This is a genomic window from Amycolatopsis mediterranei (assembly GCF_026017845.1).
Classification (GTDB): Bacteria; Actinomycetota; Actinomycetes; order Mycobacteriales; family Pseudonocardiaceae; genus Amycolatopsis; species Amycolatopsis mediterranei.
Genome location: NZ_CP100416.1, coordinates 4,809,289 through 4,831,252 on the forward strand (window position 1 = coordinate 4,809,289; position 21,964 = coordinate 4,831,252).

Consider the following 21,964-nt stretch of genomic DNA (forward strand, 5'->3'; position numbering starts at 1 on the left):
ATATACCAGGGAATTCCCGAAAGTTTCGGCGCCCGCCCGGCGTGTCGGGGACGCCGTGCTCCGGCCCCGATGATCGGCCGTGTCAGACTTCCCGGCGATGCTCACCCCAGCCGATCTCGCCGACCTGCTCGACTGTGAGCACCGCAGCGTCCTCCTCCAGGCGCTCGCCGCGGGCCTGCCGGGAGCGCCGCGGCCCGCGCCCGCCGAACCGGGCCCGCGGCGCGGGCACGCCACGGCGATGCTCGCCGGATTCCGCGCCGACGGGCGCGAGGTCGCCGAGATCGACGTCCAGGACACCACGCTCGCCGCGAAGGCGACGGAAGAGGCCTTGCGGACCGGCGTCCCCGTGATCCACCGGGCCGTCTTCCTCGACGGCGAGTTCTCGGCGCAGGCGGACTTCCTCGTGCAGGACGGCGAAGGGCGCTACGAGGTCCACGACGCGAAGCCGGTCCGGCAGGCGACGCCGGCCGCGGTGGTCCAGCTGACGGCGTGTGCCGACGCGGTCACCCGCGCCGGCTGGCCGGCGGGGCCGCACCTGCACCTCCGGCTCACCGACGGCGGCACCCGCACGCTGCGCGTCGAGGACTTCCGGCCGCTGGTGGACCGGCTCCGGACGCGGTTGGCGCAACGACCGCCGCGCCTGCCAGTGCCGTTGTGGGCCGACGAACGTCCGGCCTGCGCCGGCTGCGGGTTCGCCCGGCACTGCGCGGCCGCGCGGGAAGCCGACCGGGACCTCTCGCTCGTCGCCGGGATGCGCGGCGACCAGCGCCGCAAGCTCGCCGCCGCCGGGCTCGGCTCGATCGACGCGCTGGCCGCGGCCGGCCCGGCCGACCGGCCGCGGGACTTGTCGGTGACGGCGTTCGCGGCCCTGCGCGCCCAGGCGGCGCTGCAGGTCCGGCAGGACACCACCGGTGAGGTCGCCTACGAGATCGTCGACCCGGACGAGCTGGCCGCCCTGCCCGCCCCGGCGCCGGGCGACGTGTTCGTCGACCTGGCGGGGGATCCGCACGCCCTCGCCGGCGAGGGCCTCGAGTACCTGTTCGGCGCGGTCGGCGACCGGGAGTTCACCCCGTTCTGGGCGCACAGCCGCGCCCAGGAACGGCGGGCGTTCGAGGAATTCGTCGACTTCGCCGCGGCGCGCGTCGCCGAACACCCGGGCTCGCACGTCTACCACTACGCGCCGTACGAGGTCACCGCGATCAAGCGGCTCGCGGCGGTGCACGGCACCCGCGAGGAGACCGTCGACCACCTGCTGCGCAGCGGCGCGGTCGTGGACCTGCACGCGGTCGTGCGCAAGGCGCTGCGGGTGTCGCAGCGGTCGTACTCGATCCGCCACCTCGAGCCGCTCTACCAGCCCGGCGCCCGCGCGAAGACCGCCGTGTCCGACGTCGAGGCCTACGAGGAGTACCTGGCGCTGGCGCAGTCCGGCGAACCGGAACGCGCCGACGAAGTCCTGCGCCGCATCGGCGAGAACACCGAAGACGACTGCGTCTCCGCGCAGCGGTTGTTCGAGTTCCTGCACCGGATCCGCGCCGACGCGGGCATCGACGTCCCGGAGGCCGCCGAGGAATCCGCCGAAGACGCGCTGCTGCGCGCGGCCGAGGAGGACGTCGCCGCCGAGCGGCGCGCCGAACGGGCCGCCCAGCTGGCCGCGCTGGTCGACCCCCTGCTCGACGGGCTGCCGGACGACCCCGGCCACTTCACCGCCGACGAGCGCGCCCGGGCGCTGCTGGCGGCGTCCGTCGGCTACCACCGTCGCGAGACGAACCCAGCGTGGTGGGAGTACTTCGGCCAGCTGGCCGCCCCGCTCGGCGACCTCGAGGTGGACACCGCCTGCGCCGTGCCGGTCTCGCTGGAAGCGGGGGAGTGGGTGCCCCCGGCCGGGCGGGCACGCACCGCGAAGCGGACGCTGCTGCTCGCGTGCGACCCCGATCGGCCGCACCCGTTCGCGCCCGGTGACGACGTCCGGCTGCGCTACGGCGACACCGCCCGCGACGCGAAGGTGGTCGCCGCGTCGGCCGTCGAGCTGACGCTGGAGGAAAGCAGCCCGCCGGACGCCACCACGAACGACCGGCCGAGCGCGGTGCTGCCGGGCAGCCCGGTGCGTCCGTCACCCAAGGACGAGGCGGTCGCCGACCTCGCGCGCCTGGTCGTCGACACGCTCCCGGAGCTGCCGCGCCACCCCGGCGTCGACCTGCTCCGGCGCACCCCACCGCGGCTGCGTGGCGGAGCGACCCTCCCGGAGCCGGGCGAGGACCTGGTCGCCACGGTGATCGAAGCGGTCGAGGCGCTCGACGGTTCGGCGCTCGCCGTCCAGGGGCCGCCGGGGGCGGGGAAGACCTACCTCGCCGGCCGGCTCATCGCCCGGCTCGTGCGGGCCGGGCGGACGGTCGCGGTCACCTCGACCAGCCACAAGGCCGTGGAGAACGTGCTGAGCGCGGCCAAGAAGAGCGCGCCGGAGCTGCCGTGCGCCAAGCGCGCGAAGAAGACGCCGGACCCGGCCGCGCCGTGGGACCAGCCGAAGAGCAACCCGGCGCTGGTGAAGTGGCGCGAAGAGCACGACACCGGGCACCTCGTCGGCGGGACGGCGTGGACGTTCGCCAACGCCGCGGTCCGCGAGGAGCCCTTCGACCTGCTGATCATCGACGAGGCCGGCCAGTTCGCCCTCGCCGACGCGCTCGCGGTGTCGATGTGCGCGAAGAACGTCCTGCTGCTCGGTGATCCGCAGCAGCTGCCCCAGGTCGTGCAGGGCACGCACCCGGCGGGTGCCGAGGCCTCGGCGCTGGGCCACCTGATCGGCGACGCCGACATCATGCCGCCGTCGCTGGGGTACTTCCTCGACGAGACGCGGCGCATGCACCCGGCCGTCTGCGAACCGGTGTCGAACCTGTCCTACGCCGGCCGGCTGCACGCCCACCCGTCGGCCGCGGACCGCGCCCTGGACGGCGTCGAAGCGGGGCTGTACCTGAGCGAGGTGGAGCACCAGGGCAACACGACCCGCTCGGTGGCCGAAGCCGCCGAGGTGGTGCGGCTGGTGTCCGAAGTGCACCGTCGCTTGTGGACCGACCACGGATCGGCGCGGCCATTGGGTGACCACGACATCCTCGTCGTCGCGCCCTACAACCTGCAGGCCCGGACCGTGACCCGGGCGCTGGAGGAGGCCGGGTTCCCGGGGGTCCGGGTGGGCACGGTCGACCGCTTCCAGGGCCAGGAGGCCCCGGTGGTGATCGCGACGATGACGTCGTCGTCGGCGGTCGACCTGCCGCGCGGCCTCGACTTCCTGTTGTCGCGCAACCGGTTGAACGTGGCGTTGTCGCGGGCGCAGGCGCTGGCCGTCCTGGTGTGTTCGCCCCGGCTCGTCGAGGCGGACATCCGGACGGTGGACCAGCTGCGCCTGGTCGCGGGCATGATCGGCCTGATGACGGCGGCGCGGCCGTGGCCTGCCGGTCAGCTGGGTGGTTCGATTTCGCCGGCGTCTTCGTCGACGTCCTGAGAGCCGGGCTGCTTCCGCCGCCGGTCGGCTTCGGGGATTTCCACGTCGAGGTCGAGCTCCGGGGTGCCCGGCGGGGCCGGCGCGTCGGGGGTCAAGGGGCGGTCTTCGGATTCGCTCATGGGACGCGGTTACCCCGGTGGACGATGATCGAAGCCCGGGGTCTTCAGGCGGGGTTGCGGGGCGCGGCCGGGTCGTCGCCCGCGAGTTCGGCGGAGGCCAGGTCGTCGAGGGGCTCCCAGCGGAACACCCCGGCGCCCTGGGCGTAGGCCAGGTGCCCGCCGAGCGCGCCACCCACGCTCGTCACGGCCAGGCCCAGCGCGCCGAGGAGCCGTCCGTCGTGGCCACCGCGGCGGGCCAGGTAGGACGCGCCGAACAGCGCCGTCGCCGCGGCGTTGGCGGCCGCGTGCACCAGGCCGACCCGGCGTTGCCGCACGTCCAGGCCCGAATAGTCGGCCAGGCCCAGCACCATCGCCGCCGGGGCGGCCAGCAGGCCGGTCGCGATCAGGCGGCGCGCCGCGTCCCGGCCGTCCGGGAGCACGTCGAACACCGCCGAGCACAGCCAGGCGCCGATCGGCACGGTCACGGCGAGCGGGTGCACGGGGTGGCCGAGGCCGTGGCCGCGCAGCTGCCGCGTCACGCGGCTTTCGGCGAAACCACCCAGCAACCGCGCCAGCCCGGTGGCCGGGGCGTCGAGCACCTGGGCGTCTTCGGCTTTCCGGAGGGCCCGGTGCGCCCACGCGGGCTTCGACCGGGCGTGACCGTCGCGCGTGGGATCCATACGCCGCGGCTACCCCGCCGCGCGCCGGTCAACCCTCAGCCGGTCGTGCGGTGCCGCCGTGACACCGCCGCGGTGAGCAGGTCGCCCGGCCGGGGCAGCGCGGTGGCCAGCCGGGTGAACGTGCTGCCCCGGATCACCTTGCCGGGGTGGCTGCCGTGGACCTGGCCCGGTTCGTCCACCGCGGCGTCGACGTTGTCGGTTCCGTTGTCCGGCAAGGTGTTGCGGAAGCTGCGCGAACCGACCCGGCGCAGTGAAAGCAGGGCATCGGCCAGCGCCGGGGAGAGCCGCTGCCCGAGGAAGAACCCGGCCGTGGCGCCGCCGACGGGGATCTCGCGGCGGGGGTGCGTCGCGGCGAACACGATGGTGTCGGCGACCGTCTCGGGCGCGTACACCGGCGGCGGGGGCTTCGGCAGCGCGCCGAGCTTGCTGCGCGCGTGCTCGAAGAACGGGGTGTCGATGGCTCCGGGGAGAATGGTGGTGACCGCGATCGGGGCGCCCTCCTGGGCGAGCTCGATGCGCAGGCAGTCGTAGAAGCCGCGCAGCGCGAACTTGCTGGCCGTGTAGGGCGCGTGCAGCGGCACCGCCCGCACGCCCTCGACCGAGGCCACGCCGATCACCGACCCGCCACCCGCGCGGCGCAAGGCGGGCAGCACCGCGCGCACGCCGTGGACGTGGCCCAGGAAGTTCACCCGCAGGACGCGGTCGAACTCTTCGTCGGTGATGTCTTCGACGCGGCCGAACACCGCAACGCCGGCCAGGTTCACCCAGGTGTCGATCCGCCCGAACTTCGCCTCGGCCGTGGCGGCCAGCGCGCGCACGGCGGCCGGATCGGCGATGTCGGTGGGCACGGCCACGGCCGTCCCTCCCGCGCCCGCGATCTCCTCGACCAGCGTGTCGAGCGCTCGCGCGGTCCGTCCGGCGCACACGACACGCGCTCCCCGGGCGGCGAAGGCGAGCGCCGTGGCGCGCCCGATGCCGCTCGACGCGCCCATGAGCACGACCACCTGGTCGGACACCGGTCGGGGCATGACGCCTCCTCGTTTCGGGGATCCGGAAGCACCCGGATACCGCCGCCGACGGCGGGCAAACGCGGGGTAGCCGGCGCCGGCCCGGGGTACCCGCACCGGGTGCCCCTGCCCGCCGGAATCGCCGCCTTCCTCCCCGGAACGGGAGTCGCCGCGGCCGCAGCCGTCATGTTCGCCGTCGGCTCGGTGCTGCAGCACGAGGCCGCTTCGGGCAGCGCGCACGCCGAGGGCCTCGACCTCCGCCTGCTGGTGACGCGGCCGAAGTGGATGGCCGGGCAGAGCGCCACCGTGCTGGGGACCCTGCTGCAGGTCCTCGCGCTGGCCCTGGCACCGGTCTCGATCGTGCAGCCGGTGCTCGCCGGGGGACTGGTCATCGCGCTGGCCATCCGTTCGGTGCGCGACCGGTGCCTGCCGTCCCGCCTCGACGGGATCGGCGCCGCCTGCACCTGCGGTGGCCTGGCCGTCTTCCTGGTGGCGGCCCGCCCGGCCCCCGGCACCGGCGACCACCTGCCACCGTGGTTCGCCGTCGCCGCCGCGGTACTGGTGGCGGTGGGCGCGGTCGCCGTGGCCGGCCGGCTCGGGCGCGGGCCGCGGGGCGCGCTGGCGTGCGGGGCGGCGGCCGGGATCGCGGCGGGCGTCGCGGCGGTGCTGATTTCCGCGGCGGTGAAGACGTTCGAGGAACGCGGACTCCAGGCGACCCTGACCGGCACCGCGCTGTGGGCCGCCCTCGCCGTTGCGATTATCGCGCAGCTCGGCAGCCAGCAGGCCTACGCCCGTGGTGCGCTGTCGTGGTCGATGCCGGCCCTGGTGCTGCTCGACCCCCTCGCGGCCGTGCCGGCCGCGCGGTTCTTGACGGGGGAGCGCCTCGAACCGGGTCACGCTTTCGTGTGGGTCCCGGCCGCGGCGGTGGCGGTCGTGGGCGTGGTCCTGCTGGCCCGGACCGGGGAAGGCTGCCGCCGGCCGGTGTTTCGCCGTCGCGTCAGCGGGAAGCCCCGGGAACATGACCGAACCGGACCAGAGCTATGACCCGCCGCAGGACACCGGCGAGCCCGACGCCGTCGAAACGGACCCGGCCGCGCTGAACAGCGCCGAGGACCTCGACGAGGACCGGATCCGCGCCGACCCGCTCGAGGAAGGCATGGATCCCCCGGAACACTGGTCGGGCGTGACGAAGTACGGGATGACCCCGTGGGAGCAGGCCCACCCGCGCGGACTGGGCGACCGCGTCGGCGAGGAGAACCCCGACCCGGCCGCGGAGATCCCGGCCGGCATCGACTCCCGCGCGGGCGCGCCGGAGGACCCGGACACGGGCGCGGAACCGGAGCAGCCGATCCAGCTGGAACCGGTCGAGGGCGACGGCCCGCCGTTCGACACCGAGCCGGACGAGGTGGGCGTGGACGCGGGTTCGGCGGTGGCCGCCGGACCCGAGCAGGCCGCGATGCACGTCGAAGAAGAGCGCTGAGCCGCAGCGCTCGGCCGGCGGCTGCAGCGCCCGGCGAGTAGCCGCCGAACGGGGGTGGCCCGCGCCGCCCGATGCTGATAAGTCTCTGCGCGTGACCATGGACACGATCGACCTGCACAGCATCAACCCGTGGGAGGTGTCGTACCTGCGCGAGGAGGTCGGCGCCTACTTCAGCCACGGCGTCGGGCTGGTCTCCGGTGCGACCGTCCTCGACGTCGGCGCCAACGTCGGTGTCTTCTCCGCGGCCGTGTACGAACGGCTGGAAGGGGACGTGCGGATCTACGCGTTCGAGCCGCTCCCGCCGCTCTACGCGACGCTGGAGCGCAACGCCCGCGACTTCTTCGGCGGCCGGCTGACCGCGCTGCCCTACGGGCTCGCGGCCGGCGAAGACGAGCTCGATTTCAGCTACTTCCCGGCGGCGACCATCTTTTCGTCGTCGTGGCGGGACGCGGCGAACGTCGAAGCCGAACGGCGGCGGGTCACGGCCAGCGTCGTCGAGATGATCCGGCGGGGCGGCCTGGGCGGCGGGCTCAGCCGCGTGCCCGCGCCGATCCTGCGGGGGGTCGTCGGGCGCAAGCTGCGGGTGATGCGGGAGCTCGAAACCCACCGGGTCCGGGTCCGGCCGTTGTCGGCGGTGCTCGACGAGCAGGGCATCGAGCGCGTCGACCTGCTGAAGGTCGACGTCGAAGGCGCCGAGCTCGACGTGCTGCGCGGCCTCGAAGACCGGCACTGGCCGCTGGTCCGGCAGGCAGTCGTCGAGGTCGAAGGGTGGCGGCGCAACCGCGACACCGTCCGCGAGGTCTTCGCCGCGCGCGGTTTCACGGTCGAGGCCGTGCAGGACCCCGTCCAGGAAGCCGCCGACATCGGGATGGTGTTCGCGGTCCGCTAACGGCGGTATTCGAGCCAGTCGAGGTTGATCGCGCCGGTGTCGCCCGGCGCTTCGGAGAGGGTCACCACCGGGTCCCGGCCGGTGAGCGGGACGTCGGCGAAAGTCGTGGTGCCCCAGGCGTCCCAGCTGTCGGAGACCTTCGGGAAGCCCACCTGGCGCACCGGCTGCCCGTCCACCGACAGGGTCATCGTCCGCGTGTCGTTGTTGGCGTTGGCGTACCGCACGGTGATCGCGGCGCGTTCCGCTGCCGTCGTGGCGCGGTGCACGGTGAAGGACGACGACGCGCCCTGCGCCCAGAGGCCGTCGAGGAACGCCCGGCCCGAGTAGCCCGTGTGGTTCACGTTCGTCTTGACGCCGCCGGTGTTGCGGGCGTCCTCGGCTTCGAGGTGTGCCGGGTCGGGGCAGCCGCTCAGCGCGGTGGTGCCCGCGGTGTCGGCGCAGCGGTCCTGGGCGTCGGGCACGCCGTCGCCGTCCCGGTCGCCGGCGGGCGCTCCGGTGAGGGCGATGTCGATCGTGTGGTCGCCGGTGAGCGCGTCCGGGATCGTGGCCGGGGTGGCCTGGCCGTCGACCTGGAACGACCGGATCGCGGTGCCCGCGCCGTGCAGGGCGATGGTGAGGTTGGCGCCGCGGTAGCGCAGGTTCCGCAGCGTGACGTCACCCCAGCCCGCCGGGAGGTGGGGCGCGAACGACAGCCCGCGGTCGGTGAACGTCAGCCCGAACAGGCCGGTGTGGACCATGTCGAGGAACGCGGTGGCCGACCAGGTCTGGTCGGGTTCGGATCCCCAGTGGAACTTCACGGTGTCGCCCAGCCGCTGCCAGCCGCCGTCGACGACCCCGGTGGTCCCGTTGTGGATCTCCCAGAAGCCGCTGTTGTTGCCGGCCAGCTTGGCCAGGCGCGCGGTTTCCGCCGCGAACGCGTTCAGTTCGCCCTGTCCGGCCAGCGCTTTCGCCCACAGGCCCTGGACGAGCGGCCACACGATGGCGTTGTGCCGTCCGGGTTGCGCGTCGCTGTAGCGCGCCCAGTTCGGGAAGGTGTCGGGCATGCCCCAGGGCAGCTCCCGGGCGTGGCCGACGATCGACCGCGCCTGCGCCGGGTTCGCGATGCCGAAGATCAGGGCGAACGCCAGGCCGGTGCCTTCCTGGAAGGCACCGCGGGAGCCGTCGGCGAGGAGCTGGTAGTCGTACCGGCCGGTGGCGGCGTTCCAGAAGCGCTGGTTGATCGCGGTACGCAGCGCGGCGGCCTTGCCCTGGTACCCGGCGATCTCCGCGGCCGGGCGGCCCAGCTTTCCGGCCATGTTCGCGGCGTTGACGTAGGCGGCGTAGTAGAGCTCGTTCGTACTGAGGTACATCCCGGTCGCCACCCCGGGCCACGGCATGCTCCCGGTGCTCACCGACTCGGTCGCGTCGGCCGGAGGTGCGGGGTAGCCGGCGATGCCGTCGTTGAAGAAGGAAGCGCCGGTGAACAGGCCGTAGGTCGCGTTGAAGCCGGCCGTGGTGGCGTGTTCGCGGATCGTCAGCGTGCTCGTCGCCGCGCGGTAGGCGTTCCGGAGGAACTCCCGGTCGCCGGTGACGAGGTAGTGGTGCCAGGCGGCCGTGACCCAGACCACCTGGTCCCACTGCTGGTCGTCCTGCTGCACGCGCAGCGCGCCGACGGCGTCCTTGTCGACCACCGCCCACAGCGTGTTCTCCGCCAAGGCCGGGTCGAGCAGGCTGGTGGCGTTCCAGCTGTTGATCGACGCGTCGCGCGTCCACGGCTGCGCGTACCCGCCACCCGCGCGGACGATGCCGGTCGCCGGATCCAGCAGCCCGCTCCGGTCGTAGCGGGCGTCGTACCCGATCGTGTTGGTGTGCAAGAGGTTCTGCAGAGCGGCGGCGTAGGCGCTGCCGAACAGGGCTTGGCTGTCCGGGGTGGCGAATTCGAGGGAAGGCGGTGCCGGGCTCGCCGTGGCCGGGGCGGCGACGGCGAGCGTGCCGCACGCCGTCAGCAGGGCCAGAACCGCGTAACCGATCCGCTGCGGGAAGCAGTTTCTCATGCGCGTACCCCTTTCGGCGGCGGCCATTGCATCACGGGAACGGCGGTGGCTCTCCGGATGCGCCCGGATTCTGTCTGTTTCTGTCCACCACAAGGTGTGCGGTCTCGTCGCTGTCGGTGATCAGCGGAATCGGGTGATGCGCCATCCAGGTGGCAGGTCCGGTCCCCGACGTTGCATACTGCTGGAATGGCGCGCAGGAACCCGGAGACCGCACAGTGAGTCCCCGCGAGGGGTCCCGACGCCCGAAATTCGGCCGGATCGACCCGTTCTGCCTGATGGCGGTGTTGCCGATTCTGCTCGTCGCCGGGATTCTCGGCGCGCTCGTCAACATCGCGCTCGGCATCGGCTTCGCCGTGTTCGCGGGCTTGATCCTGCTGTTCGACTCCTGGGTCAACCGGCCCCGCCCGGTTCCCCGGGACGACCGGCCGGCCCGCCCGGCGGCGCCCCCGCCGCCCCGCGGACCTGCGCGAGCACCGGGCCGGGCGCCGGCTCGGGCGCCCCGCCCCCAGGACGGCCGCGGTCCGGCTCGTGCCCCGGTCCGGCGGGCGGGCCCGCCACCCGCGAGGCGGTGAAGACCCGCTTGCCCGCGGGGCGGTGATCCACGCGGTACTCGGCGAACGGCCGGTCGCGAAGCAGCTCCGGGTTGGTGGGGAACAGGTCCCTGCCCGAACTTCGTCCGGCCATCGGCCGGGGGCGGCCCCTCAGCCGCCGACGTGGATGCCCGGGCGGCGGGCCGGGTCCTTCTCGACGCTGCGGATGATCTCCCGGACGACCGGTGCCGTGTCGCCGCGGCCCAGGAGCAGGTAGCGGAACAGGTGCCCGAGCGGGTTGCCTTCGGACCACTCGAAGTAGCAGCGCGGACGGACGCCTGTCACGTCGCGCAAGGTGAGCAGGATCGCGGCGATCGCGTTGGGCGCCGCGGGGCTGTTCGCGCGGAGGATCCGGTAGCCGTCGATCTCCACGCCGCGCACCTGGAGCACGTTGCTGAACTCCGACGGGTCCACGACGTCGATCTCGAGGAACAGGATGTCCGCGGCGCCGGGCACCGGGTTCATCCCGCGCTGTTCGGCTTCCTTCTCGGAGTACTCGGCCTCGTCGCCGCCCTGCCGCTTGTTGGCGACGATGTTCAGGGCGCCGTCGTGGGCCAGTGAATCGGCGATGAACCGGCGGGCTTCGTCGTCGAACTCGATGCGGTCGGCGCGCAGCTCGGTCGTCCGCGAAACCCGGGACACCAGCGAGACGACGATGATCCCGAGGATGAACAGGGCCGAGATGGCGATCCCGTCGGGCTTTTCGATGACGTTTTCGATGAGCGCGTACAGCAGCACCAGCGTGAGGATGATGAAGCCCGCGGCCGCGCCGCGCTGACGCCGCCGGATCGCCGAGATGCTCACCGCGACCGCGCCGGAGACCATCATCGCCAGGATGCCGGTCGCGTAGGCGCCGGCCTGGGCGTTGACGTCGGCGCCGAACGCGATCGTGATGAGGATGCTGATCACCGTGTAGACGATCACGACCGGCCGGACGGCGCGGCCCCACTCCGGCGCCATGCCGTAGGACGGCAGGTACCGCGGGACGATGTTGATCAGCCCGGCCATCGCCGAGGCGCCGGCGAACCACAGGATCAGCACGCTGCTGATGTCGTAGACGGTCCCGAAGATTTCGCCGAGTTCGTGGTGGGCGAGGTAGGCCATGGCGCGGCCGTTGGCCTCGCCGCCGTCCTTGAACGCGTCGGCCGGGATCAGCACGGTGGTGACGAAGCTCGTCGCGATCAGGAACACCGACATGACGAGCGCGGCGGCGGTCAGCAGCTTCCGCGTGTTGCGGATCCGGGATTCCAGCTTCTCCTCGGCGGTCTTCCCGTCGGCCGCGACCAGCGGCATCATGCTGACGCCCGTTTCGAACCCGGAGAGGCCCAGCACCAGCAACGGGAACGCGATGACGGCCGGGCCGATGACGCCGGTGAACCCACCGCCGCCGGCGGTGAGCGCGTCGGTCCAGTGGGACAGGGCAGCGGAATCGCCGACCAGGTCGATCACCCCGGCGACCGTCACCACGGCGTTGAGCAGCAGGAAGACCGCGACGAGCGGGATGGCCACCCCGACGGCCTCGCTGAAGCCGAGCAGGAACACCCCGCCGAGGATCAGCAGCAGCACGACGGTGATCAGCACCGCGTGGCCGTGCAGGAAGCCCGGCAGGTACGGGTTTTCCAGCATGTGCACGGTGGCGTCCGCCGAAGACAGCGTGATGGTGATGATCCACGACGTGGCGACGAACCCGAGCAGGGTGAGGACGAAGAGCTTGCCGCGCCAGAACGGCAGCAGGTTCTCCAGCATCGCGACCGAGCCCTGGCCGTGCGGGCTTTCCCGGGCCACCCGGCGGTACATGGGGAGCATCCCGAACAGCGTCAGCGCGACGATCAGCAGGGTCGCCAGCGGCGAGAGCGCCCCGGCGGCGAGCGCGGCGATGCCGGGCAGGTAGGAGAGGGTGGAGAAGTAGTCGACGCCGGTCAGGCACATGACCTTCCACCAGGCCTGCGGCGTGCCGTGGTCCTCACCGCCGGCGCGCCCGACGGGCGCGACCCGGTGCTCCAGCAGCCACCGCGCCACGGGCGACGCGGGCGCCTCCGGCGACGCCGGGCTGTCGACGCTCGCCGGAATGGTCAAATCGGGTGAAGCACCCATATTGCCCTCTCGTCCCCTCTGCCCCGGAAACACCGGTCATCAGCATGCCCGACCCCGGAGCGCGGCCGCACAGGAGGTTCCACCCGCCCACCCGGTCCTCTTCGGACGGTAGCGGCAGCGGCCCGTGCCCGCGCCCGCCGGCCGACCCTCCAGATACGCGAGCCGACCCTGCAGGTACGCGAACCGACTCTCAGGGGACGCGAGCCGACTCTCCCGGTGCGCGAACCGACCCTCCGGGTACGCGAGCCGACTCTCCGGGGCACACGAAAACTCGCGTACCTGGACGGACGACTCGCGTACCTGGACGGACGACTCGCGTACCTGGACGGACGACTCGCGTACCTGGCGGGTCGGCCGGTGTATCTGGAGGGTCGGCCCGCGGCCGCGGCCGCCGTGCCGCGGGTGGTGGACGGGCGCCGCGCCGACCGGCCCGCCTCCGCGCCGCCTGTTTCACCAGCCGCGGGCCCGGGTAGCCGAGTCGACATGCCCGGACGCGAAGACTTGCCCAGCACGCTGCTGCGGTCGCCGCGCAAGGCCCAGGACACGTGGGTCGCCGCGCACGACTCCGCGCTGAACACCTATGGCCCCGGACGGCGGGCGCAGCAGACCGCCTACTCGGCCCTGAAGCACACCTTCGAGAAGGTCGGCGACCACTGGGAACCCAAGCCCGAACCCGGCCCGTCGGACGAGCAGGCCGCCGGGGGAGCCGGGCAGCCCGAAAAGCCGACCCGCGGCGGGGTCAACGCCACCGCGAGCCGGCAGCACCTCTACGAACGCGCCAAGCAGCTCGGCATCCCCGGGCGCTCGCGGATGTCCAAAGAGGAGCTCGTCACCGCGCTGGAGAAGGAGAACCGGCGCCGGACCGACCGGGCCCGGCGGTCCGGCTGACCCGTCCCGTGTGGACAGTTGCGGCAGGTGCCGGCCGTCAGAACTCGTCGGCGTCGGTGAGTTCGTGCTCGAAGGCGTCCGCGCGGGCGACGACCGCCTTGAGCGGGCGCTCGAACTCCTGCTGGATGCTGAGGTCCTCCAGCGGCACGGTGTGCTTGAGCAGCGCGACGCCGTCCACCACGGCCGCGCCGCCGACGGCCGAGCCGCCGGCCAGCTCGAGCAGCCGCCGGAGGTCGATCTTGTCGGCCCAGCCGACCGGGGAGGAGATCTCGACCCACGAGCCGCCGTCGTGTTCGGCGAGGTGGTGCACCGTCGCCTGCTGGGTGCGGTTCCGCGGGCCCTCCAGCCGGAACCGCAGCCAATCCTCCGACTCCTCGAGGACCTCGTACCGCGTCCGGACAAAGTTGATCACGTCGATCCAGGTGGTCACCCGCTGCGCCTCCCGCCGTCGGCCTGCCTGCGCGGTCGAGCATCTCACGTCCGCCCCGGGGCCGGCACCGAGGACCGGCTGGTGACCCGGGCGCATCGGTGACAGGATGGGCGTCCATGCGCAACCGCCGAGAAGTGCGCCACCGGCGGGGGAGCCGGTGACACCGGACTTCCCGCTGCGGTTCCCGGTCGTCGCCCTGGTCACGTCCGCCGGTGGCCTCGATGCGCTCACCCGGGTGCTCGCCCCGCTGCCCGCGGACTTCCCCGCGGCGGTGCTCGTCGCCCAGCACCTGGATCCGGCCCGGACGAGCCACCTCACCGCCATCCTCGCCGCACGCACCGCGCTGCGGGTCGGCGAGGCCGCTGACGGAGACGTGCTCGTGGCCGGTGCGGCACTGGTCGTCCCCGCGGGGCGGCACCTGCTGGTCACGTCGGACGCCCGGATCGGGCTGCTGGACACCGGTGATCTGCCGCCGGCGCGGCCGTCGGCGGATCTGCTGCTGGCCACCCTCGCCGTCACCTGCGGGCCCCGTGCGCTGGCGGTCGTCCTGACGGGCAAGGGCACCGACGCCCAGACCGGGATCCGGGCGATCGCGCACTGCGGAGGCACGGTGTTCGCCCAGGACGAGGGGACGTCCGCGCACTTCGGCATGCCGGGCGCCGCGATCGGCACCGGGCTCGTCCACGCCGTGCTCCCGCTGTCCGGCATCGCCGCGGCCATCCTGGAGCACGTCGCCCGGCATGCTTGACGCCTCCGGCGACCGGGTGGCGTTTAGGCCCGCACGACGGGGGCTACTCGTCGTGACAGACGGGCTGGGGCTACCGTTGAGCCGAAGGTGAGGAGGTGGACGCCGTGCCGCCTTTCCGGCGTGACCTCGTGGTCGTCGGTGCCTCCGCCGGCGGGGTCGAGGCCTTGCGGTCCCTGGTGTCCGGGTTGCCCGCCGATTTCCCGGCCGCGGTTCTGGTCGCCATGCACCTGGGCGCCGGGACGCAGAGCGCGCTGGCCCGGATTCTCGACCGCGTGGGCCCGCTGCCGGCCAGGACCGCTCGCCACGGAGCGCCCCTCGAGCCGGGGACAGTGCAGGTCGCGCCGCCCGACCGCCACCTGCTCACCGAAGACGGAACGCTGGTCCTGACGCAGGGACCGACGGAGAACGGGCATCGGCCGGCGGTCAACGCGACCTTCCGGTCGGCCGCGCTGACCGGCGGCCAGCGCGTCATCGGCGTCATCCTTTCGGGCGCGCTGGACGACGGTGCCGCCGGGCTGCGGGCGATCGTGGACCGGGGCGGCCTGGCCGTCGTCCAGGACCCGGCCGACGCGCTGTACCGCGGCATGCCGGAGAGCGCACTGGCCCTCGTGGACACCGAGCACGTGGCGCGGGTCGTCGAGATCGGTGCCGTGCTCGACAAGCTGGTCCGGATGCCGGTGGAGCCCTTCGAGGTACCGCCGCCGTCGGACGCCCTGCTGCTGGAAGACCGGATCGCCCGTGAGGCGGTGCGGCTCGGCGCGCTCACGGCCGCCGAACGAAGCGTGGGGTCGGGTTACACCTGCCCGGATTGCCAGGGGTCGCTCACCGAGGTCGACCCGGTGGGCCGCTACCGGTGCCGGATCGGGCACGCCTGGTCGGCTCCGGCCCTGCTCGAAGCCCACAGCCGGGAGTTCCAGCTCGCGCTGATGAAGGCGCTGCGCGCGCTGGACGAAAAGGCGGCACTCGCCCGGAAGCTGGCCGCGCAGACCGGCACCACGAGGCCGAGCGGGCTGGCGGAGCGCTATGCCGCCTCCGCCCGGGAAGCCACCGACGCCGCCGAGACCCTGCGGCGGTTCCTGCTCGACGCGGACCGCGAGGCCGCGGGCGACCCGGCGTCGGGATGAACACCGCCCAGGTCCACCTCGCCATTACCCGCCTCGAGCGAGCGACTGTCGTCACGGTCACGGGCGACCTGAACCTCGCTTCGTACCCCTCACTGCGCGACGGCTTGCTCAAGATCGCGACGGATGCTCCGGACGGCCTGGTGGCCGACATCAGCGGGCTGGTGATCGACGACTCGTCGCTGGTGAGCGTGTTCTCCCTGGTCGCCATGCGGATCGGCGACTGGCCGGGTATCCCGTTCACGATCGTGGCCGCCGGTGCCGTGCACCAGCTGCTGCTGGGCCGCCACGTGGTCGACCGCTACGTCCCGATCCGCGCCGACCTGGCGGCGGCGACCGCGGCACTGGACCAGCCGGTGCGACGGCGGTCCGAACACACCTTCGCCCGCTTCGACGGAGCTTCGGCTCGCGCCCGGGACTTCGTCACCGCCAAGTTGATCGAGTGGGAGGTGCCCGAGCTCGCCGAAGATGCCCGCTTCATCGCCACCGAGCTGGTCGAGAACGTCCTGAAGCACACCACTTCGGAGCCGCGGTTGCGGCTCGACCTGCGCCGGGGTGTGTGCACGGTCGCCGTGGCCGACCAGGACACGCGCCCGGCCATGCTGCTCGAACGGCTGACCCCGTTCGAGCCCGGCCTGGGGCTGAAGCTGGTCGCGCAAATCGCCCGGGTATGGGGCTGCAGCCGGTCGTGGTCGGGCGGGAAGGTCGTCTGGGCCGTTCTCGTCCACCGTCCCCGCACCGTCGGTCACCGTTCCGCCGAGTAGCGTGTCGGATCGTGACCGAGCCCAAGGAACCCAACGGCGAGTTCGAGTCGGTGCTGGCCTACTTGAAGGAGTCGCGGGGTTTCGACTTCACCGGGTACAAGCGGAGCAGCCTGATGCGGCGGGTCCGCCGCCGGATGAGCCAGGTGGAGATCGACAGCTACGCGGACTACATCGACCAGCTGCAGGTCAACGCCGACGAGTTCGTGGCGCTGTTCAACACCATCCTGATCAACGTGACGGGGTTCTTCCGCGATCCGGACGCGTGGGACTACCTCCGGGACGAGGTGCTCCCCGCGCTGCTCGCCGAGCGCACGCCGGAGGAGCCGATCCGGGTGTGGAGCGCCGGCTGCGCGGCCGGGCAGGAGGCCTACAGCCTGGCGATGCTGCTCGCCGAGGCGCTCGGCGTCGAGGCGTTCCGGCAGCGGGTGAAGATCTACGCCACCGACGTCGACGACGAGGCACTGGCGCAGGCCCGCCACGCGGCCTACAGCCCGGCGGAGGTCGAAGGGCTCACCGAGGCGCAGCTGGAGCAGTACTTCGAGCTGGTGGGCAGCCGGTACTGCTTCCGCAAGGACCTGCGCCGGTCGATCATCTTCGGGCGCAACGACCTGGTGCAGGACGCGCCGATCTCCCGGATCGACCTGCTCGTCTGCCGGAACACGTTGATGTACTTCAACGCCGAGACGCAGACCAAGATCCTCGAGCGGTTCCACTTCGCCCTCGCCCCCCGCGGGGTGCTGTTCCTCGGCAAGGCCGAGATGCTGCTGTCGCACGCCCGGATCTTCGAGCCGCTGGACCTCAAGCGCCGGGTCTTCCGCAAGGCGGTCAACGGGCCCGTCAGTTTCGCCCACTTGGTTTCCCACGGCTTCCCGCAGCGGCGCACGCAGGACATCTCCGGGCTGGAAGAACTGCGTGAGCACGCGTTTTCGGCGAGCCCGGTCGCCCAGATCGTGGTCACCGAAGGGGAGACGACGGCCCTGATCAACGCCCCGGCGGAGGTGGCGTTCGGGTTGTCCGAACGCGACATCGGCCGGCCGCTGCGCGACCTGGACGTCTCCTACCGGCCGGTGGCGCTGCGCGCGTACGTCGAGCAGGCCCGCCTGGAACGCCGGTCGCTGCGGATCAAGGACGTCGAGTGGCGCCGGGCCGGCGAGACCGTGTGGTACGAGGTGCACGTCAACCCGCTGGTGAACAAGGACAAGACGCTGCTCGGCGTCTCGGTGGTGTTCCACGACGTGAGCTGGGCGCGCCAGCTGCTCACCGAGCTCGAGCACACGAACCGGCAACTGGAGTCCGCCTACGAGGAACTCCAGTCGACCAACGAGGAACTCGAGACCACCAACGAGGAACTCCAGTCCACTGTGGAGGAGTTGGAGACGACCAACGAGGAGCTCCAGTCCACCAACGAGGAACTGGAGACGATGAACGAGGAGCTGCAGTCCACCAACGACGAGCTGCAGACGATCAACGACGCGCTGCGTGAGCGCAGCCTCGACCTCGACGAGGTGAACGAGTTCCTCGAGTCGGTGCTCACTTCGATCCACGCCGGGATCATCGTGATCGACTCCGAGATGCGGATCAAGGCGTGGAACCGCGGTGCCGAGGACCTGTGGGGGGTGCGGCGGGAAGAAGCCGAAGGCACCCACCTGCTGAACCTGGACATCGGCCTGCCGGTCGCGGACCTGCGCCCCGTGGTGCGCGAGGCGCTGGCCGACCCCGGTTACTACGCCGAGCAGACGTTCGAAGCGGTCAACCGGCGCGGCCGGACCACGGTCGTCCGGCTGCTCTGCGGTGCCCTGCGGAGCTCGAACGGCGAAAGCCACGGCGCGCTGCTGATGATGGAAGAGACGAAGGCCGGCCGGCCCGAGTGAACCCGCCGGGGGATTGCGGCATCGGGGCGCGGCTGTTATCCGTTGATCCATGGGGTTGACCAACGTGTGGATCGCGACACTCAGTGACGGCCTGCTGCGCGCCGACCAGGTCGTCGGCCTGACGGCGCACGCCACCCCGGCGCTGACCGGCAAGCCACCGCGCTGGCTGCTCGACGTGACCCTCCGGGTACCGGCGGGCAGCGGCCGCGCGGACGGCTGGGACGTGGGGATCCTCCACCGCACGCTGATCCAGACGCCGGCGGAACCGGTGGGCGCGCCGGAAGCGCTGGCCCGCCTCCTGGCCCGGCTGGACCGCGAGGACGCGGCCGGGCTGATCGCCGCCGTGCCCGCCAGCGGGGCCAAGGCCGGGCCGGCGAGCGTGGTGCGCTTCGCCTTCCGCCCCTTCGAGGAAGACGAGCGCGCCTGAGGCGGCCGCGGCGCTACTTGGTGAGCGCGGCGATCCGGGCGAGGACCTCGTCCTGACCCAGTGCCTGCGTGATCGCGTGCAGGTCGGGGCTGCGCGTCGACCCGGTGAGGGCGATGCGGATGATCTGCGAGGCCTCGCGGATGGAGCCGGGGAAGCCCTCGGGGTTCTTCTTGAACTCCTTGGCGTTGCGGGCGAAGCCGTGCTTGGCCGCGACCGCGCGGATCTGCTCGAACCACTCCTGGCCGTCGTCGAGCTGGCGGTAGCCGGCGGCGAAGTCGCGGGCCACGGCCTGCACGACCGCGCGGTCGACGCCCAGCGCCGCGATGCGCTCGTCGTCGGGCCCGGTGACGGCCGCGTGGAGCTGCGGGAAGAAGAAGCCGTAGACGGCGCGGAACTCGCTCCACTTCTTCAGGTCCTTGCGCGGGTTCTCGGCGCCTTCGCGCTCCACGGCCAGCGCGCGCAGGGCGAGGTCGGGCTCCTCGTCGAGGACCCGGCGCAGCTCGGGGTCGAACTGCCCGGCCCAGTCCCGGACGGCGTCGAGGATCTCGGCGCCGGACAGGGTGGCGATGTGATCCGCGGCGATGTCGTCGAGCTTGACCAGGTCCACCAGCGGGCCGGCGACGCCGCACTCGTCGAGGTTGATCGGCTCGGTGAGCGCCTGCTCCAGCGGCATCTCCGCGAGCCGGCCGTTGGCGAGGCCGCGGAGGTAGTACAGGACGGCGTCGGCGGGGTAGCCGGCCTCGATGAAGAAGTCGACGGAGGCTTCCGGGTCCTTGCGCTTGGACAGCTTGCGCTTGCTGCCGCCCTCCTGCTTCATCAGCGGCGCGATGTGCGCGTAGGTGATCGGCTCGAAGCCGAGCGCGTCGAACAGCTGCTGGTGCACCGGGACCGACGAGATCCACTCGTCGCCGCGGATCACCAGGTTCACCCGCATGAGGTGGTCGTCGACGGCGTGCGCGAAGTGGTAGGTCGGCAGCCGGGGGCTCTGGTCGGAGCTCTTGAGGATGACGACGTCGTTGCGGTTGGCCTCGGCTTCCAGCGGCCCGCGGATGGCGTCGGTGAAGCGGGCGCGGGCGCCGGTGTCAGTGGCGTTTTCGGGGGCCCGGAACCGCACGACGTACGGGGCACCGGCGTCGAGCTTGGCCTGGACGTCGGCCGGGTCGGCGTCGCGCCAGATGGCCCAGCTGCCGTAGTAGCCGGTGGGCAGCTTGGTGGCCTGCTGCCGCTGGGTGATCGCGGCCAGCTCTTCCTTGGTGGCGAAATCGAGGTACGCCTTGCCCTGGCGGAGCAGGTCGCGGACGTAGGTGAGGTAGATGCGCTCGCGGGCCGACTGCCGGTAGGGGCCGTAGTCCCCGCCGCGCTCGATGTCCTCGTCCGCGGCGAGGCGGAAGTAGCGGAAGCCGCGTTCGAACTGCTCGAGGGCGCCTTCGACCTCGCGGGACTGGTCGGTGTCCTCGACCCGGACGAGGTAGCGGCCGCCGGAGCGGCGGGCGACGTCCTGGTCGATGGTGGCCACGTAGATGCCACCGACGTGCACGAACCCGGTCGGCGACGGGCCCAGGCGCGTGACCAGCGCGCCCTCGGGGAGGTCGCGGGCGGGGTACTGCTGCTCCCAGTGCTCGGGTTCGGGCAGGTCGGCAGGGAAGAGTGCGTCGATGACCGCTCGGTCCAGCATGGGTTGTTCTCCCGCGTCGTGGTGCGCTTGCCTCGGCGAAAATGGTCGTTTTCGCCGACGACGAGCCTAGCCGTGCGGCCTGCCGGCCCGCCCGGGCAGGTGGTGCTCGCCGGGCCGCGGTGCTAGCTTGCCGGGAATGCGCGGTCGGTTTCCTTTCGCCAGAACGCTTTCGGCCTTGACGGCCCTGCTCGTGCTCCCGCTGTCCGCCCCGGCCACCGCTTCCGCCCGGCCGGGCCACGAGTGCGCGACACCGTCGATCGACCGGCTGCAGCAGTGGCTGGCCAGCGGCGAAGGCGCGACGATCCCGGCCACCGGGAGCCTGCTCGTGCCGGAGGGGCGCCGGTACGCGGCCGAGGTGACGTTCCTCGGCGCGGAGTGGCACGTGGCCGTGGTGTGGCTGGGCAACCGGTTCGAAGCGCAGGCCGACCTGTCCCGGTCGGCGGGATTCCTGCTGACCTACCGCGCGACCGACGACCTGTACGTCCAGCTGCGTCCGGCGTCCCACTGGAGCGGCGGCGCCCAGTGGCTGACACCGATCCCGGCCACGAACGGGCGACTGGTGACGAAGTTCTTCAGCTTCTCGCCGCGCCGGTGGACGTCGCTGCCGGAGCTGGGGACGCCGTCGTACTCGTTCGCTTCGGCGCTTCGCGAAGCGCGAGGGCTGGTGTTCGTGGGGAAGACGCCGAACGAGCTGGAGTTCCGCGGCCTGCGCATCGACGGCTACCGGCCGCCCTGCCTCTGATGGGGAGCCGGCGGAAATTGTCGGTGCTCTGTGTGACACTGCGGGCGTGATCATCGTCTTCGAGGCGAAGCTGTGGGAATGGGATGCCCGGCGCGCCGACAGCTGGGTCTTCGTCAGCCTGCCCGCCGACGCGTCGGAGGACATCCGCGAGCTCTCCGCCGAGCCGCGGCGCGGCTTCGGTTCGGTGCGCGTCCGGGTGACGATCGGCGCCACGAGCTGGAAGACCTCGATCTTCCCGGACGGCTCCCGCGAGGCCTACGTCCTGCCCCTCAAGCGGGCGGTCCGGGAAGCCGAAGGCCTCGGCGTGGGGGACACCTGCACCGTGACCGTGGAGCTCGTCGACTTCTGAGGCGCGCGATCCGGCGAAACGTGATCGGCACCGGAACGGATCTGCGATGATGCGGACACAGGCCCCGAACCGCGCAAGGGAGACACGATGTCCGCCCAGATGGACGAGCTGATCGCCCAATTCCAGAACTTCCAGAGCAAGGTGCGGCAAGCCGAGGCCCGCTTCGCCGGCGTTGGTGACATGCAGGAGCGGATCGCCCGGCTGGAGACCACCGTGACCTCGCCGGACGGGACCGTGACCGTCACCGCGGGCGCCGGCGGCACCATCACCGACCTGCGGCTCACCGCCGGGGCCACCCGCGTCGAGGCCGGGCAGCTGGCCGCGACCATCATGCACACCATCCGCCGGGCGGCGGCCGGGGCCGCGCAGCAGCAGGCCGGCATCGTGGACGAGACCTTCGGCGACGCGTTCGGGGTGGACGTCTCGGCGCAGGTGCGCGAAGCCCAGGCGGAGGCGTTCGGAACCGCGGCGGCCGAACCCGCGTCGGAACCTCAGCCGCGGCAGCCGTCGCGGCCCGTCCGCCGGCCCGTCGCCGGGGACGACGACGACTTCGACCAGGGCCCCATCCTCCGCCGATCCTAGGGA

The 21,964-nt window shown here is 72.6% G+C and carries 21 protein-coding genes; 13 read left to right on the forward strand and 8 right to left on the reverse strand.

The features are described from left to right. The first annotated feature begins 97 nt into the window (after positions 1 to 97). Positions 98 to 3,493 carry a TM0106 family RecB-like putative nuclease gene (locus ISP_RS22105; RefSeq protein WP_013225968.1) on the forward strand — a complete coding sequence of 1,132 codons (3,396 nt, stop codon included), beginning with the start codon at positions 98 to 100 and terminating at the stop codon, positions 3,491 to 3,493. Here the strand turns inward: ISP_RS22105 and ISP_RS22110 are convergent. Genes ISP_RS22110 through ISP_RS22120 form a run of 3 tightly spaced genes read right to left on the reverse strand, consistent with a single transcriptional unit; the run spans position 3,448 to position 5,299 of the window. Continuing rightward, positions 3,448 to 3,612 (reverse strand): hypothetical protein, encoded by a 165-nt coding sequence (locus ISP_RS22110; RefSeq protein WP_155258929.1) that lies wholly within the window; start codon positions 3,610 to 3,612, stop codon positions 3,448 to 3,450. The genes ISP_RS22105 and ISP_RS22110 overlap by 46 nt on opposite strands. A 44-nt stretch (positions 3,613 to 3,656) precedes the next feature. Then, positions 3,657 to 4,271, reverse strand: coding sequence for a DUF2231 domain-containing protein (locus ISP_RS22115; RefSeq protein ID WP_013225969.1), 615 nt, complete (start codon positions 4,269 to 4,271; stop codon positions 3,657 to 3,659). A 35-nt stretch (positions 4,272 to 4,306) separates the two neighbouring features. Further along, positions 4,307 to 5,299, reverse strand: coding sequence for an SDR family oxidoreductase (locus ISP_RS22120; RefSeq protein ID WP_013225970.1), 993 nt, complete (start codon positions 5,297 to 5,299; stop codon positions 4,307 to 4,309). A 99-nt stretch (positions 5,300 to 5,398) separates the two neighbouring features. On the opposite strand from ISP_RS22120, the gene ISP_RS22125 reads away from it, so the two are divergent. The 3 genes from ISP_RS22125 (at position 5,399) to ISP_RS22135 (ending at position 7,647) form a co-directional block, all read left to right on the forward strand. Next, the gene (locus tag ISP_RS22125; protein ID WP_230468889.1) at positions 5,399 to 6,322 is read left to right on the forward strand and encodes a DMT family transporter; all 924 of its coding nucleotides are present in this window, start codon (positions 5,399 to 5,401) and stop codon (positions 6,320 to 6,322) included. Next, positions 6,297 to 6,758: a hypothetical protein gene (locus ISP_RS22130; protein ID WP_013225972.1), complete on the forward strand. Its 462-nt coding sequence runs from the start codon at positions 6,297 to 6,299 to the stop codon at positions 6,756 to 6,758. Before ISP_RS22125 ends, ISP_RS22130 begins: the two co-directional genes overlap by 26 nt. 97 nt (positions 6,759 to 6,855) lie before the next feature. Continuing rightward, positions 6,856 to 7,647, forward strand: coding sequence for an FkbM family methyltransferase (locus tag ISP_RS22135; RefSeq protein ID WP_230468941.1), 792 nt, complete (start codon positions 6,856 to 6,858; stop codon positions 7,645 to 7,647). On the opposite strand, the gene ISP_RS22140 is transcribed toward ISP_RS22135, so the two are convergent. The 3 genes from ISP_RS22140 to ISP_RS22150 all read right to left on the reverse strand — a co-directional run bounded on the left by ISP_RS22140 (position 7,644) and on the right by ISP_RS22150 (position 12,364). Further along, positions 7,644 to 9,680, reverse strand: a complete 2,037-nt coding sequence (locus tag ISP_RS22140) for a glycosyl hydrolase family 65 domain-containing protein (protein WP_013225974.1) — start codon at positions 9,678 to 9,680, stop codon at positions 7,644 to 7,646. The genes ISP_RS22135 and ISP_RS22140 overlap by 4 nt on opposite strands. A gap of 390 nt (positions 9,681 to 10,070) precedes the next feature. After that, a complete protein-coding gene (locus ISP_RS22145; protein ID WP_013225975.1) occupies positions 10,071 to 10,364 on the reverse strand; it encodes a hypothetical protein in 294 nt (97 codons plus the stop codon). A 17-nt stretch (positions 10,365 to 10,381) separates the two neighbouring features. Continuing rightward, complete coding sequence (locus ISP_RS22150) at positions 10,382 to 12,364, reverse strand: APC family permease (RefSeq protein ID WP_013225976.1); 1,983 nt, start codon at positions 12,362 to 12,364, stop codon at positions 10,382 to 10,384. Positions 12,365 to 12,847: 483 nt separating this feature from the next. Here ISP_RS22150 and ISP_RS22155 point away from each other — a divergent pair, with 483 nt between their 5' ends. Next, a complete protein-coding gene (locus ISP_RS22155; protein ID WP_013225977.1) occupies positions 12,848 to 13,252 on the forward strand; it encodes a ChaB family protein in 405 nt (134 codons plus the stop codon). A 37-nt stretch (positions 13,253 to 13,289) separates the two neighbouring features. Here ISP_RS22155 and ISP_RS22160 read toward each other — a convergent pair whose 3' ends face one another. Beyond that, complete coding sequence (locus ISP_RS22160; protein WP_013225978.1) at positions 13,290 to 13,682, reverse strand: hypothetical protein; 393 nt, start codon at positions 13,680 to 13,682, stop codon at positions 13,290 to 13,292. Between the two features lie 157 nt (positions 13,683 to 13,839). Here ISP_RS22160 and ISP_RS22165 point away from each other — a divergent pair, with 157 nt between their 5' ends. The 5 genes from ISP_RS22165 to ISP_RS22185 all read left to right on the forward strand — a co-directional run bounded on the left by ISP_RS22165 (position 13,840) and on the right by ISP_RS22185 (position 18,613). Continuing rightward, positions 13,840 to 14,430 (forward strand): chemotaxis protein CheB, encoded by a 591-nt coding sequence (locus tag ISP_RS22165; protein ID WP_013225979.1) that lies wholly within the window; start codon positions 13,840 to 13,842, stop codon positions 14,428 to 14,430. 95 nt (positions 14,431 to 14,525) lie between these two features. Then, complete coding sequence (locus ISP_RS22170; protein ID WP_013225980.1) at positions 14,526 to 15,554, forward strand: chemotaxis protein CheB; 1,029 nt, start codon at positions 14,526 to 14,528, stop codon at positions 15,552 to 15,554. Then, positions 15,551 to 16,315: a hypothetical protein gene (locus ISP_RS22175; RefSeq protein ID WP_013225981.1), complete on the forward strand. Its 765-nt coding sequence runs from the start codon at positions 15,551 to 15,553 to the stop codon at positions 16,313 to 16,315. Before ISP_RS22170 ends, ISP_RS22175 begins: the two co-directional genes overlap by 4 nt. 11 nt (positions 16,316 to 16,326) lie before the next feature. Continuing rightward, positions 16,327 to 18,186: a CheR family methyltransferase gene (locus tag ISP_RS22180; protein WP_013225982.1), complete on the forward strand. Its 1,860-nt coding sequence runs from the start codon at positions 16,327 to 16,329 to the stop codon at positions 18,184 to 18,186. 49 nt (positions 18,187 to 18,235) lie between these two features. Next, entirely contained in the window at positions 18,236 to 18,613 is a 378-nt protein-coding gene (locus ISP_RS22185) for a hypothetical protein (protein WP_014467065.1), read from the forward strand. 13 nt (positions 18,614 to 18,626) lie between these two features. On the opposite strand, the gene ISP_RS22190 is transcribed toward ISP_RS22185, so the two are convergent. Beyond that, complete coding sequence (locus tag ISP_RS22190; protein ID WP_013225984.1) at positions 18,627 to 20,288, reverse strand: glutamate--tRNA ligase; 1,662 nt, start codon at positions 20,286 to 20,288, stop codon at positions 18,627 to 18,629. Positions 20,289 to 20,463: 175 nt separating this feature from the next. Here ISP_RS22190 and ISP_RS22195 point away from each other — a divergent pair, with 175 nt between their 5' ends. From ISP_RS22195 to ISP_RS22205, 3 genes are all read left to right on the forward strand, one after another. Beyond that, positions 20,464 to 21,030, forward strand: coding sequence for a hypothetical protein (locus tag ISP_RS22195; protein ID WP_013225985.1), 567 nt, complete (start codon positions 20,464 to 20,466; stop codon positions 21,028 to 21,030). Positions 21,031 to 21,076: 46 nt separating this feature from the next. Next, complete coding sequence (locus ISP_RS22200) at positions 21,077 to 21,379, forward strand: DUF1905 domain-containing protein (RefSeq protein WP_013225986.1); 303 nt, start codon at positions 21,077 to 21,079, stop codon at positions 21,377 to 21,379. A gap of 87 nt (positions 21,380 to 21,466) precedes the next feature. Continuing rightward, positions 21,467 to 21,961 carry a YbaB/EbfC family nucleoid-associated protein gene (locus tag ISP_RS22205; protein WP_013225987.1) on the forward strand — a complete coding sequence of 165 codons (495 nt, stop codon included), beginning with the start codon at positions 21,467 to 21,469 and terminating at the stop codon, positions 21,959 to 21,961. The last annotated feature ends 3 nt before the right edge of the window (positions 21,962 to 21,964 follow it).

Bases quoted from the DNA above. Each gene is read 5' to 3' on its own strand.
- ISP_RS22105 (WP_013225968.1), top strand. From the start codon at position 98: ATGCTCACCCCAGCCGATCTCGCCGACCTGCTCGACTGTGAGCACCGC.
- ISP_RS22110 (WP_155258929.1), bottom strand. From the start codon at position 3,612: ATGAGCGAATCCGAAGACCGCCCCTTGACCCCCGACGCGCCGGCCCCG.
- ISP_RS22115 (WP_013225969.1), bottom strand. From the start codon at position 4,271: ATGGATCCCACGCGCGACGGTCACGCCCGGTCGAAGCCCGCGTGGGCG.
- ISP_RS22120 (WP_013225970.1), bottom strand. From the start codon at position 5,299: ATGCCCCGACCGGTGTCCGACCAGGTGGTCGTGCTCATGGGCGCGTCG.
- ISP_RS22130 (WP_013225972.1), top strand. From the start codon at position 6,297: ATGACCGAACCGGACCAGAGCTATGACCCGCCGCAGGACACCGGCGAG.
- ISP_RS22135 (WP_230468941.1), top strand. From the start codon at position 6,856: ATGGACACGATCGACCTGCACAGCATCAACCCGTGGGAGGTGTCGTAC.
- ISP_RS22140 (WP_013225974.1), bottom strand. From the start codon at position 9,680: ATGAGAAACTGCTTCCCGCAGCGGATCGGTTACGCGGTTCTGGCCCTG.
- ISP_RS22145 (WP_013225975.1), bottom strand. From the start codon at position 10,364: ATGGCCGGACGAAGTTCGGGCAGGGACCTGTTCCCCACCAACCCGGAG.
- ISP_RS22150 (WP_013225976.1), bottom strand. From the start codon at position 12,364: ATGGGTGCTTCACCCGATTTGACCATTCCGGCGAGCGTCGACAGCCCG.
- ISP_RS22155 (WP_013225977.1), top strand. From the start codon at position 12,848: ATGCCCGGACGCGAAGACTTGCCCAGCACGCTGCTGCGGTCGCCGCGC.
- ISP_RS22175 (WP_013225981.1), top strand. From the start codon at position 15,551: ATGAACACCGCCCAGGTCCACCTCGCCATTACCCGCCTCGAGCGAGCG.
- ISP_RS22185 (WP_014467065.1), top strand. From the start codon at position 18,236: ATGGGGTTGACCAACGTGTGGATCGCGACACTCAGTGACGGCCTGCTG.
- ISP_RS22190 (WP_013225984.1), bottom strand. From the start codon at position 20,288: ATGCTGGACCGAGCGGTCATCGACGCACTCTTCCCTGCCGACCTGCCC.
- ISP_RS22205 (WP_013225987.1), top strand. From the start codon at position 21,467: ATGTCCGCCCAGATGGACGAGCTGATCGCCCAATTCCAGAACTTCCAG.